11 protein-coding genes and 2 pseudogenes are annotated in these 11,967 nt (G+C 70.2%); 5 read left to right on the top strand and 8 right to left on the bottom strand.

Annotated elements, in window-relative coordinates:
- Positions 1-85 precede the first annotated feature (85 nt).
- Both AB0946_RS22175 and AB0946_RS22170 read right to left on the bottom strand, forming a co-directional pair.
- Positions 86-247 (bottom strand): annotated as a pseudogene (locus AB0946_RS22175) (IS5/IS1182 family transposase); the annotation flags it as partial.
- A 98-nt stretch (positions 248-345) separates the two neighbouring features.
- Positions 346-702, bottom strand: coding sequence for a MerR family transcriptional regulator (locus AB0946_RS22170; protein WP_366762356.1), 357 nt, complete (start codon positions 700-702; stop codon positions 346-348).
- Between the two features lie 90 nt (positions 703-792).
- On the opposite strand from AB0946_RS22170, the gene AB0946_RS22165 reads away from it, so the two are divergent.
- From AB0946_RS22165 to AB0946_RS22155, 3 genes are all read left to right on the top strand, one after another.
- Positions 793-1,260 carry a hypothetical protein gene (locus tag AB0946_RS22165; RefSeq protein ID WP_366762551.1) on the top strand — a complete coding sequence of 156 codons (468 nt, stop codon included), beginning with the start codon at positions 793-795 and terminating at the stop codon, positions 1,258-1,260.
- Positions 1,261-1,553: 293 nt separating this feature from the next.
- Positions 1,554-2,102, top strand: coding sequence for a DUF1062 domain-containing protein (locus AB0946_RS22160; protein WP_366762355.1), 549 nt, complete (start codon positions 1,554-1,556; stop codon positions 2,100-2,102).
- Between the two features lie 387 nt (positions 2,103-2,489).
- Positions 2,490-3,641, top strand: coding sequence for a DUF3103 family protein (locus tag AB0946_RS22155; RefSeq protein WP_366762354.1), 1,152 nt, complete (start codon positions 2,490-2,492; stop codon positions 3,639-3,641).
- Positions 3,642-3,883: 242 nt separating this feature from the next.
- Here AB0946_RS22155 and AB0946_RS22150 read toward each other — a convergent pair whose 3' ends face one another.
- Together AB0946_RS22150 and AB0946_RS22145 are read right to left on the bottom strand one after the other, a co-directional pair.
- The gene (locus AB0946_RS22150) at positions 3,884-4,489 is read right to left on the bottom strand and encodes an NmrA family NAD(P)-binding protein (protein WP_366762550.1); all 606 of its coding nucleotides are present in this window, start codon (positions 4,487-4,489) and stop codon (positions 3,884-3,886) included.
- A gap of 436 nt (positions 4,490-4,925) precedes the next feature.
- The gene (locus tag AB0946_RS22145) at positions 4,926-6,023 is read right to left on the bottom strand and encodes an NADH:flavin oxidoreductase (protein ID WP_366762353.1); all 1,098 of its coding nucleotides are present in this window, start codon (positions 6,021-6,023) and stop codon (positions 4,926-4,928) included.
- 361 nt (positions 6,024-6,384) lie between these two features.
- Between AB0946_RS22145 and AB0946_RS22140 the strand changes: the two genes are divergently transcribed.
- Entirely contained in the window at positions 6,385-6,951 is a 567-nt protein-coding gene (locus AB0946_RS22140; RefSeq protein WP_366762352.1) for a helix-turn-helix domain-containing protein, read from the top strand.
- Positions 6,952-7,149: 198 nt separating this feature from the next.
- On the opposite strand, the gene AB0946_RS22135 is transcribed toward AB0946_RS22140, so the two are convergent.
- The 3 genes from AB0946_RS22135 to AB0946_RS22125 form a co-directional block, all read right to left on the bottom strand.
- Complete coding sequence (locus tag AB0946_RS22135) at positions 7,150-8,418, bottom strand: zinc-binding dehydrogenase (RefSeq protein ID WP_366762351.1); 1,269 nt, start codon at positions 8,416-8,418, stop codon at positions 7,150-7,152.
- Between the two features lie 172 nt (positions 8,419-8,590).
- Entirely contained in the window at positions 8,591-9,754 is a 1,164-nt protein-coding gene (locus tag AB0946_RS22130) for an amidohydrolase family protein (RefSeq protein ID WP_366762350.1), read from the bottom strand.
- A gap of 636 nt (positions 9,755-10,390) precedes the next feature.
- Entirely contained in the window at positions 10,391-10,534 is a 144-nt protein-coding gene (locus tag AB0946_RS22125) for a hypothetical protein (protein ID WP_366762349.1), read from the bottom strand.
- A gap of 213 nt (positions 10,535-10,747) precedes the next feature.
- On the opposite strand from AB0946_RS22125, the pseudogene AB0946_RS22120 reads away from it, so the two are divergent.
- Positions 10,748-11,024 (top strand): annotated as a pseudogene (locus AB0946_RS22120) (transposase); the annotation flags it as partial.
- Between the two features lie 253 nt (positions 11,025-11,277).
- Here AB0946_RS22120 and AB0946_RS22115 read toward each other — a convergent pair.
- Complete coding sequence (locus AB0946_RS22115; protein WP_366762549.1) at positions 11,278-11,814, bottom strand: DoxX family protein; 537 nt, start codon at positions 11,812-11,814, stop codon at positions 11,278-11,280.
- Positions 11,815-11,967 lie beyond the last annotated feature (153 nt).

Genomic DNA, 11,967 nt, shown 5'->3' with positions numbered 1-11,967 from the left:
GGCGCAACCGAGGATGAGGAAGGCTTCGTGGAGATCGTCACGGATCTCCCAGCGGGTGCGCAGGCGGCGGAACCAGTGCAGGAGCCGGAGACGGCCCACTCTTCGCGCCGCCCTTCATCGCCCGCAGGTGCGAGCCATCCACCGCGGCCCGGGAGAAGTCCAGCATGCCGGCCGGCCGTAACTCGGCGAGCAGCAGCTCGTGCAAGGCCTGCCACACCCCGGCCTCATGCCAGTCACGCAGCCTGCGCTGTCCCATACCCACCCCGATCCGATGGATGTAGGCACAGCACCGGCTGACGGGGGTGGCGACGGCCTGTTCGACCAGCGTGCCGATGCTCACCCGGCTCAGCCGGCCGCCCGTAGCGGGCATCCGGTGTCCACACGTGCGTCGAGCTCGGCCCGCAGGGCGGCAAGCTGCGCCATACGCGCATCGATGACCTTGATCTTCTCCTTGAACAGCGCGGACAACGCCTCGGCGGTGTCGGGCGCGTTCCGCAGTTCCTCGCCGGTCTGTGCGATCTCGGCCAGCGAGAAGCCGAGCGTCTGCGCGGTGCGGACGTACTGCAGCCAGGGCACTGCCTCCGGCGGGAAGTCGCGATAACCGTTGGCCAGACGCCGCCCCGTGACGAGACCGATCTTCTCGTAGAAACGGATGGTGTCCCTGGTCAGTCCCGCTTGCGCGGCCAGCTCCCCGATACGCACGGCTCCCCCTGAACTGCGGACTTGACCTTGGACAGTACTCCACTGTTTACCGTCGTGGCGTCCGTGCAGGAGACCAGCAGGAGCCTCGCCGTGTTCCGTCTTTTCGCCCCTTCCCACCCCGCCTATCTTCGCGTCGTACGCACGAGTGCCTGGTACGACCTCGTGGTCACGGCCGGTTTCGCCACGCCGTGGACCTACGCCCTGGTGCACGACGCGCTGTCGAAGATCGGTGACGCGCTCGGGCTGGGCGCCCTGCCTGCCCTCGACCCGATAGAGATCCTTTACGCGAATCTGATGGGTTCCGTGGTGGTCGTCTGGGCGCTGCTCCGGATCATCAACCCGCTGCCGGCGCACGGACTGTTCGACGGCATCGCGCGCACGCTGTTCGCCGCGTGGCAGGCGTATGCGCTGGCACACGGTGCCCCGCGCTGGCTGTGGCTGTTCTTCGTCGCCGAGGTGGCGTTCGGCGTCGTCCAGCTCGTGCCGTGGTGGCGGGCTCGACGCACCGACCGCATGGGCCCCTCTGCCGGACAACCGCTCGGCGACGCGGGCCGGTAACACCCAGACGAGTCTCCTGGCCGAAAACCCGTTCGCCAGTGGCCTCGTCACTCGGCTGGGGGCGGCCTCGTGAGCAACGTCGGGATCGTGGCTCCGGGGACGTTCACCCGGCGGCCAAAAACAGTGGCACGCGTCCTCGGACGCCACTAACGTACCGCCGGTTCAAGTCGTCCGGCGAAGGAGTGCCGTTGTACACCCTGTGAGACCTCCCGAGCGCTGATTGGTCGCGCGTCGCGCCCTGCGCGCCGTGCTGCTTCCTGCTGCGGACTTCTCACTGAAACCGGTGTACTTCTGTGCTCACCACCTGGGCGGTCATGCCCACCTGCCTGCCGCTCGTTCTACGCCGTTGCCACACGTGTGCGGCCGACCGCTTCCGGCCGGACGGCAAATTCCGCGTCAACGCCCACCACAAGCTCATCGACGCCTGGCTCCTCGTGCTGTGCACGGGATGCGGGGACACGGCCAGACTGAGCATCCTGGAGCGAGTGAACGTGCGCTCCGTGCAGCCCGCCCTGCTGGAGCGGCTGCACGCCAACTGCCCTCGCCTGGCCGCCGAGTTGCTCCAAGACCCGGTCGTGCGGCGCCGCAACCGCATCGCCCTCGACTGGGACGGCGCCTGGCGCCTCGACACCGGCGGACCGGACCACCTGGACCGCGCGGTGATCGACATATCGGTCCGCTTCGCGGCGCGGATTCCTGTCCGGCCGGTGCGGCTCATCGCTGAGGGGTGCGGGTTTTCCCGCGCCGAGGTCGAGAGGCTGATCGCGGACGGGAAGGTGGCCTCGGCGGTCCGGCTGAGCGGCAAGCTCTCCGGCGACTTCACGTTCGTGCTCAAGCGTTGAGCCGTCCCACGGAGACATCGTGGCTCGTTCGGCGAGGCGCGCGTTCTCGGGCGCCGCCGAGCGGGGTGACGCCGTCGCCCGTATCGCCGCCGAGTGCCCGCTCGTCCAGGGCCACCGAGGCGCTGCGCCTGGCGGGGTCCGCGACCGTCATCAGTACGGTCGGTCGTGGCCCCCGTCAGGCGTCGCCGTCCGCTGCCACTGTCGCGGTCCTGCTGAACTCCGGGCGCCGGCAGGAGAGTTCATGCCTGTCCCACCGGAAGCCCTCTTGTCTAAGTGTCATGTCACCGTCACTCTGTAGCTGCACGCGTCCGTCTACCCGCATAGACGCGTGCACGGGCCCCACCTGACAGTGCGACATCGACCACTCGCCCAGGAGGATCGATCCACGTGAGACCCAGCCACCCCCGGCGACGCTGCCTCGGCGCCGTCGCGGCTTCCCTGGTCGCCCTGTGCGCCGGCCAGACCCTGACCGCCCTTCCGGCCACGGCGGCCGTCGAGGCCCCCGCCCCCAGGTCCGCCGTCACGGCCGCGGAGGACCACGCCGCACGGGCGATAGCCGGCACGCTCACCGACTCCGCCTGGCGTGCCCGCGTCCGGACGGCCGCGCTCACCTCCGACGAGGTGAAGGTAACCGCCCTGGCCCGACAGGCCGGCGGCACCCTGCGGTCCACCCTGACCGCGGCCGACCACCGGATCGCCACCGCCAAGGGCCTGGGCAGCGGGGTCGGCCCGCTGCTGCGGCTGCGACTCGGCGACGCGTCCATGCGCCCCGCGCTCGTCGCCGGGACCACGCCCTGGGTGGCCGCGGCCACCCAGGACGAGAACGCCACCACCGTCACCGCCTACGACAGCCGCGGCCGGGCCCACACGCTCGACGCCCGCAGGGCGCCCGCGCACCCGGTGTACGTCGTCGACATCGACAGCTCCACGGCACTGGCCGCCGGTCTGGACGTGCTGACCGAGGAACTCTCGCGGTACGGCGTCCACTCCGCCGCGCCCACCGCCGAGCGAACCCCTGCCGACCGTCCGCAGGCGCCCGCGGCCACCGGCGGCTTCTGGACCACGCGCATCACCGCCGTCGAGCTCTCCGACGACGAGGAACCCTGGATCAAGGGGGACGCCGAGATCTACACCCTGGTCACCGGCTTCGGCCAGGACGGCAAGGTCCGCGTCGACCCCGTCGACATGCCGTACCTCGACAACGACGGCACGGTCTACCGGCCCAACCAGATCCTGGTCAACTGGTCCTCCTACAAGTACGACCTGGCCGACGCCGTGATGATGGAGGAGGACGGCAGCACCAACTACCACGACCTCGCTCAGGCCATCGCCACCGCGCTGCTCACCATCACCGACCAGGGCACCTACATCCCGCTGGTGAACGCGGTCCTGGACGCCATCCCGGACGACTGGTGGACGGACGACCCGGACTACGTCGACTCCTGGTACACCCTGGCCCGCAGCGACAACGGCACCCGCTACGGCGCCCGCGGCAACGGCTGGATGACGGTGCAGCCGTACTACGTGTCGGAGCTCTGACCCGGCGCCGGCCCCCGGCGCAGGGAACCCCGGCGCGCCAAGGAGTCAGGTGATCTCCGGCTGTGCAGGGGCCTGTGCCGCCGGAGATGTGCCGCTCTTCGGCGGCGCGAGCACATTCGTCGTTCGCCGGAGGGGGCGCGGGAGGCGGTCGCGTCGGCTTCGCCGGCGTGCGAGCCGCCGTGGACGGCCGGGCAGGAATGCCGCGGGGCACTCGACTCGGGACCGCTGATCGTCCTGGATCGTCAGCCGCCGCGTGGCGTCTCCCTCTCGAGGAAGGCGCGGAAGGTGCGCGGGGGGCGCCCGGTGAGGCGGTGGACGGTGTCGGTGACGCGGTCCTCCGCCCCTGCGGCGATGGCGCGGTCCAGGCCCGCCAGGATGGCCGCGAACTCCGTCGGCATCCGCGCCGCGAAGCGATCGCGCAACTGCTCGTAGGACAGGTTGCGGTGGACCACGGGCCGACCGGTGACCTCGGTGATGATCGCGGCGATGTCGTCGTAGCCGAGCGCCTGCGGTCCGGTGAGGACGAGATCGGTGTTGGGTGCCTGCTCGTCGGTCAGGGCGTGGACGGCGACGGCCGCGATGTCCTCGGCGTCCACGAAAGCGACCCGGCCGCTCCCGGTAGCGGTCCGGACGACGCCCTCCTCACGGATGCTGTGGGCGTGGACGTGCGGGCCGGTGAAGTTCTGCATGAACCACGAGGGCCGCAGAACCGCCCACTGGTCGAACAGACCGGGCAGGGCCCGGTGCACCGCCCCCACCGCCGGGCCGCCTTCGGGGATGGCCGAGGAACTGAGCAGCACCGTGCGGCGCACACCGGCGGCGCGGGCCCGACGGAGGAACGGCAGCATCGTCGCCGCGGGGTCGGAGTCGCCCACGGGCGTGACGGCGGTGACCACCGCGGTGGACACCGCGACTGACCTCGCGCGGCGGTAGCTGATGCCGGGGTGGGTCGCCTCGTGCGGGGGCGGCCCACCCTCCCTACGCGCGTGGCTGAATCAGCCGGGGGGCGGTAGCCGTCCCCCTTTGCGCGGGCGGGCAGGCGTTCCGGGGCCGGCGCCCGTAAGTGTGCGACCGGACTCGGGGACCGGCCGCGACACCCTGCCCGGAGGGCATGCACAACGCACACAGCGGGGTGCCCCCTTGCTGGCCCACGCACACAAAGCCCAACGTGGGGCTCGATCACAAGGTCGGCTGCAAACGCCACCCAGGGCCGGGGCGCGGCTGTACGGACACAGGCCGACCCTTCGGTGAACGGGGAAACCCATGGGCAGAGGAAAGCGAGGGTCAGAAGAGCGTCTTCTCGGCCTCGCGCGTGAACGGCACGAAGTCGTCGACTTGGCCGGCCAGTACCTTCCTGGCCCACTCGGGGTCCGCCAGCAGCGCCCGGCCCACCGCGACCAGGTCGAACTCGTCGCGGGCCATGCGTTCGACCAGCGGTTCCAGCCCCGCGGCCGTGGCACTGCCCGCGAGGAGGTCGGCGTTGAGGCCGACCGAGCCGACGGCGACGGTCGCCTTGCCGGTAAGTTTTTTCGCCCACGCCGCGAGGCTGAGGCCGGACCCTTCGAACGCCGGCTCCCAGTAGCGTCGCGTCGAGGCGTGGAAGGCGCTGACTCCGGCGTCGGCCAGCGGAGCGAGCACGGCAAGCAACTGGTCCGGGGAGGAGGCGAGTCGGGCCTCGAAGTCGGTGGCCTTCCACTGGGAGAAACGGAAGATGACCGGGAAGTCCGCCGACACCACCTCACGGACGGCCTCCACGACCTCGGCGGCGAACCGCGTCCTTTGTATGGCGTCGCCTCCGTACTCGTCCGTACGGCGGTTGGTGTGCGCCCACAGGAACTGGTCGATCAGGTACCCGTGCGCCCCGTGGATCTCTATCCCGTCGAAACCGATCCGTTCGGCATCCGAGGCCGCTTGCGTGAACGCGCCGATGACGTCGTCGATGTCCCGGCGGGTCATGATGTGTCCGCGTCCCTCCTCTCCGGTCAGGGTCAGACCGGACGGGCCCATCGCGGGCGCGTCGGGGAAGGGCGGCTGCCCCGGTTCGCGCACCATGCCGGTGTGCCACAGCTGCGGCACGATGTATCCGCCCGCGGCGTGCACAGCGTCGGCCACCCTGCTCCAGCCGGCGAGCTGCTCCTCCCCGTGGAAGCGGGGCACGGCGGCGTCCAGGCCGGCCGAGGGGTGGTCGACGTAGGTTCCTTCCGTGATGATCAGCCCCACGCCTGCCGCCGCACGACGGGCGTAGTAGGCGGCGACGTCCTCGCCGGGGATTCCGCCAGGTGAGAATGAACGGGTCATGGGGGACATGACGATCCGGTTGGGCACGGTCAGTCGTCCCAGGGTGAAGGGGCGGGACAGGACTTGGGCTGCCGGAGAAGTCATGAGGTGCTCCTTGGGGGGAAAGGCGGGGCAGTGGTGGAGGTGCCACCGGTGTGATGGGTTTCTCGTCCCTTCCGTGTGGGCTCCCGGGCTGGATGTTCCCGTGGCGCGACGCATCGGAGGCGAGGAGGGGGCTGGCGGATGGCCCGGCACGGGGTCGAGGGGGCAATGGAAGCGGCGGAGGCGTCCCCGTCGGTGGCGGAGGGCGACCGGCCTGCGCGCAGTGCGGACCGGCGTCCGGTCAGGCACCTGCCGAGGCTCTGTGTAGGCCATTCGGAGCGCCGCTCCGGTAAAATGGGCGAGTCCGAACATACGGAGCGCCGCTCCGAAAATCAACCAGTCCTAAACGTGTGAGGTGCTGATCGTGACTCAGGCATTCCGGGCAGACGCGCGGCGAAATCGCGACCTGCTGCTCACCGCCGCGCGGGAGTCTGTCGCCGAGCACGGCACGGATGCGTCGCTCCGTGACATCGCCCGGCGCGCGGGCGTGGGCATCGGGACGCTTTACCGGCATTTCCCGACCCGTGAGGCACTGCTCGAAGCCCTACTCAACTCCAACTTCGACGCACTGCGTGCCCGGGCCGACGTCCTGCTCGCCGCACCCGACTCCGGCGAGGCACTCCTGACCTGGTTGGGGGAACTGGCCGCTGGATCGGCCACCTACCAAGGACTGCCAGAGTCGATCATGAATGCCCTGGCGGACGAGACCTCGGGGCTGCACGCCTCCTGTGCCGGTATGCGCTCCGCGGGAGGACAGTTGCTGAAGCGTGCGCAGCAGGACGGATCGGTTCGCTCCGACGTGACCGTCAGTGAGGTCATCGCGCTCGTCCTTGGGCTCGCCTGGGCAGCCGAACGGTCGGTCGAATCCTCCGACCTGATCGCCCGCCTGCTCACCACGGCGATGTTCGGACTGGCCGACCGCGGTCGATGACCGTGACCGGTGCCGAGTGCGGCGCGGTGACCGCCGTACAGCGGTACGCGGCGGCTGTCGCTCGTACGGCCATGGCCCCTCTGAGCATGCCGGTGCTCGGAGGAGGGTCACAGCCTCGCTGAAGCAGACCCGTCGCACGCGTATTGCGATATCGATGCCCAGCCACCCATGGTGATCGCCGATGGCCGGCCCCATGGGTCAGTGCGCGGCGTCGGTGTCCGAGCGCAGGATGACACCGCCCACGCTTCCCGGCTTCTCGAGCAACTCGACTGCCGCCGCGAGATCGGCGAGGTCGAACTCGCCCGCGACCGGGAACGTTCCCGGGGCGGTCCGCAGCAGTTCCCAGACATCGGCGACGTCGGTGAGGCTCTGTTCCCGTGTCGTGTCCGCCAGCCACCGGGCGGAGGAGACTCCTCGCAAGGTGATACCGCGGAAGACGACGTGCAGCGACGGCACGCTGATCGGCTCCTCGGCGAGGCCGCCGTAGAGCACGAGCGTGCCGCCGTCGGCGAGGAGGCCGAGCAGATCGGTCACCAACGCGCCGCCTACGGGATCGACGATGACCTCGCAAGGCTCGCCGTCCGACAATGTCCGTGCCTCTTCCCGCCAGCCAGCGTCCTCGGTGGTGACGATGGGCAGGCCCGGGAACCGCTCGGACAGCGCGTCGGCGCCCGTGCGGCTGCGGACCGCACCGATCAGTCGCAGTTGGCGCCGCAGGGCCAGCGTGATCAGTGCCCTGGCGAACGAGGAGCCCGCGGCCGTCAGCAGAATGGGCGTCGTGACACCGGCACGCCCCGGCGCCGCTTTCTCGATGGCCCTGAGCATGAGGAGCGCCGCGACGGTGTTCGCCAGAGAGACGCAGGCGAGGTCGTCCGGGATGTCGTCCGGGATCGGGAAGACACAGTTTGCCGGGACGGCCGCGACCTCGTTCCAGGCGCCCGTGCCGGGGAAGAAGGCCACGCGTGTGCCGGGGGTCAGTCCGGCCGAGGCGTCGACGCCCTCGCCGGTCGCGGTGACGGTGCCGACCCCGTCCACGCCGAGCGACATGCCGCCGGGTGGCATCGGGACCGGGTAGGTGCCGCGGATCAGGGCCACGTTGCCCGGGTGCAGCAACCGCTTGGTGATACGTATCGACACCTCGCCTGCGGCGGGCTCCGGTACGTGGGCGTTGGTCACCAGCCGGAGAACCTCAGCGGGCTCCCCGAACCGGTCGAAAATGAACTGCCTCACTGCGTCATCTCCTGGGGGAAGTGGAAATGGAAAGGCCAGGGACCGCGGGGTCGAGGACATCGGGGCGGGGCAGGGATGCGGGTTCACATTGGATGAAGTCCGGATGATGAGCGGGCCGTTGCGAGGAGCGTGCATCTTCGCGCCTTCGACCAGTCCGCCGACGTCGATTCCCGCGTAGCCGAGCCGTGTGACGAGTGCGCCGACTGCCTCCTTGGCCGACTCGTCGTCCTGACTCACACGTGCATGCTGGGGGCTTCCTTCGGTCTTGCTCGGTCGCGACGCCAGCGGGGCGCCGACCGCCGTGCGGGGACTCACCGGGTCCGCGACCGGCAGGTGCCCGCGCACTCGCGAGGGGAAGTGCGGCGCCGTACGCCGGACGCAGCCGGCCGTGACTCGGCTGCCGGGTGGCTCACTGCCCGCGAACCCGGACGCCGGCCCGGAAGACCGCTTCGACGTCGAGCAGGGCCTTGGGGTCTTCGGCCGGGTTCCCCCGAACCGCGAGCAGGTCCGCGTCGGCGCCTGCCGTGATGTGGCCTTTGCGGCCCTCCATCCGGCAGAGCTGGGCGGCCAGGCTCGTGACGGACTTCAGGGCGTCCAGCGGGGAGATGCCCAGGCCGGTCAGATCGATCACGGCGTACGGCAGGACGTCGTGCGGCTTGAACGGCGCGATGCCGGCGTCCGAGCCCAGGACTACCCGGGCGCCCCGCTGGTGCAGTTCGCGGTTGGTTGCCTGGAGCTTGTCCCTGTGCAGGGCGAGCTCCTTGGGCGGGTTCACCAGGGCCTTGGGGCTCAGGCCGAGCGACAGACTGGCGAACGTGTCGCTCGCCGCGATGGCGTCGATGATGCCGGGAACCGGGTCGACGCCAGTGGGGCTGAGGAAGGTGACATGCTCCAGGCTGTCGACGCCGGCTTCGAGAGCGTCCTCGATGGCCTGGGCGCCGTGCGCGTGGGCGGCCACGGGCAGGCCGAGCCGGTGCGCCTCGTCGACCACGGTACGCAGGTCCTCGCGGCTGTACTGCGACGCGTGCGGCGGTACGCTGTCGGGCGTCATGGTGCCGCCGCTGGCCATGACCTTGACGACGGCGCAACCCCGGGCGTGCCGCTCGCGCACGGCCTCACGCAGGGCCTCGGTGCCCTCCACCTCGCCGCCGAAGAAGTGGCAGTGGCCGCCCGGAGTGGTCAGGGGGGGTCCCGCGGCGAGGATCTCCGGGCCGGACTCCGGTCGGTCCGCCTGTTCCCGCACGAGTTGGAGGGACAGGTAGTTGCGGTCGCCGAGGTCGCGCACGGTGGTGATGCCTGCTTGCAGGGCGGACTGCGCGGCAGCACGCATGTGCGTCAGCAGGTCCTCGTCGTCCATCGCGATGAGTGAGGCCACGGGATGGGGGCCGGCGTCGAAGGCCAGGTGGACGTGGCTGTCGATGAGGCCCGGCATGAGGGTGGTATCCGGACCGAGGTCGATGACGCTGGTGTCACCGTCGGTCGGCGGTGCTTCGGTGCGGTCCACCCGCACGATGCGGTCGCCGCGGACGTGTACGGTCGCGGGCCCGGACACCGTGTATCCGTCGAACAACATACCTGCGCGAAGCGCAAAAGAATTCAACTGTGGTCCTTGAGTGAGGTCGAGACAGCCCGGGCGCGTCAGGGAGGGCGTGTCCGGGCAGCGGCTCGATGGTCGCCGTCACGCACGGGAGCGCGATAGCGCGGGCGATGCCTGGCCGGGCGGAGAGCGATCCAACATTTCCGGAGCGCTGCTCCGAATATACGGAGTGGCGCTCCGGAACGCAACAGGCTCCGGAAGACGACTGATTCTGAGGACGCAACCGGTTTCGGGAACGAAAGGGCTTGGGCTGGACGGGCCTGGGCCGGGTCGGCCCAGGCCCGCGGGCCGGTACTCACTATCAGGGGGGACCCCGCAATGGGTTCAGTGGCGCGGTGACCCCGCTCACGAGTTCAGCGCTGCCTGACGCGGCGGACAGACGCGGGTGCCTGCCGCCGGGTCTGACTCGCGGCCGGCCGCTGGGTGCGGGCGGCCGCTTCGCTGGTCATAGGTGCTGAGGTAGCGGATCGCCGGTCTACGGGGACGGCTTTGGGTGCCGGGCGAAGTTCAGCCGACGCAGTAGGCCCTCCGCTGTCCCCAGCATCTGCGCCCAGTCCTCCACCGTCAGGCCGAACGTCCCGAAGGAGGCGAATGCTTCGGCCAGAGCATCGGCTACGACTTCTTCCGCGCGCCCCAGCCGAACGCCGCCACCAGATGCACCATGCCCTTGCAGTCCGGCCCTTCCGGCAGATCCTCATCGGCTTCGAGCGCCGCGCGCACCAGAGCGGGGTTCGCCGCCCCGCGGTACGGCTTCATCAACCGTCAGGCAGCCTGATACAGCGTCTCCAGCCCTTGCTCGCTCGTTCCGGCAGCGTGGCGGGCGAAATTCCACCAGGCGCCGCGAAGTCGACCGTTGCAGCGCCCACGCCGGCGCCTGGTGAATGGCCTGCATCGGAGGCTCCGGCACCTAACTGATCGTTCCAGGATGGGCTGAGCTGCGGGTCTTGTGCTCGACGATCTTGGTCGGCGGTGTGTCCAGGGGCGCGTGCTGATCTTGTTCCTGACGACCTGTGGGAGCGGGTTGCTCCGCTGTTGCCGCCTGCTCCCGAACGGCGCCACCGCTATCCCGGGCGGCTGCGCGTTCCGGACCGCGTGGCACTCGCCGGCGTCATGTACGTGCTGCGGACCGGTGTGCCTGGCGCGACGTCCCGCGGAGACCGTGGGCTGCTCCGGTGTGACGGCTTGGCGCCGGCTGCGAGACTGGACCGAGGCCGGCGTCTGGCCCCGCCTGCCTGCCGTCTTGCTGGCTGGCGGCCGCGGTGGGCGAGCCGACGTTCGCGATCGCCTTCGCCGGACGGTTCGGCCGTGGCGCCGCGGAGGAGGATCAGGTGGCGGCGGCTGACGAAGTCGCTCATGCAGCCCATTCTGGTGCCGGGCAATTCCTGGGGCGTGGCGAACCCAGCTGGGCGGGCAGCCGGTGGGGCAAGAACTCGCTGGCGTCTGCGCGGGGCGCCCCACCCGTCGGACAGGACCCCACTTCGCAGAAATCCAGTCGATAATCAGTTGCGAACCAGCAAGGTGATCGCGGCCGCAAGTGCGCCGACGGCCAGAGCGGCGATGCCGTAGCCGAGCCGATGCGAGCGCACGCCTGGCAGGTAGCGGTCGATTGCGAAGGAGCCCGGCCCGCTAAGGGCCAGGGCGGCTGCTCCCGCAGCAAGGACGAGTTCGTACTCCACACCCTTCGGGGCGAAGAAAGCACCACCCCACTTCACGGATATCGCATTGGCCATGGTGCCGACGACTGCCGCTCCGGCAAGCGGGGTCAGGAGCCCCAGCGCGAGACCCAGGCCACCGAGCAACTCGCTCAATCCAGCCACGACCGCCATGGTCCTACCGGACGGATAGCCCACGGACGCGAAGAACTGCCCCCAGAATTTCACGCCCCCACCGGAGAACCAGCCGAACAGCTTCTGAGCCCCGTGGGCCGCCATTGTCAGGCCGACGGCCAGACGGAAGAGCAGCACCCCGGTGTCGTGGGCGGGTGAGGGAACACTCCGTTCATCGGTACCTGCGGCACGGGAGCCGAAATGCTTCATCGTGCCTGTGGGCGAAGTGGACATGCGCAAAGTCCTTTCTGAGGATGACTTGTGTCCGCGAGCCGGCTATGGCAAGGGACGTCCGAAGCCGCGGTGCGGATGAGGTGCCCACAGTTTCCGCGGGCTCTGTGCGGAGCCGTCGCTGAGGGGCCG

Source organism: Streptomyces sp. NPDC046870 (genome assembly GCF_040704595.1).
In the GTDB taxonomy this organism is placed as follows: Bacteria; Actinomycetota; Actinomycetes; order Streptomycetales; family Streptomycetaceae; genus Streptomyces; species Streptomyces argyrophylli.
This window is presented reverse-complemented; position numbering and strand designations above follow the sequence as displayed.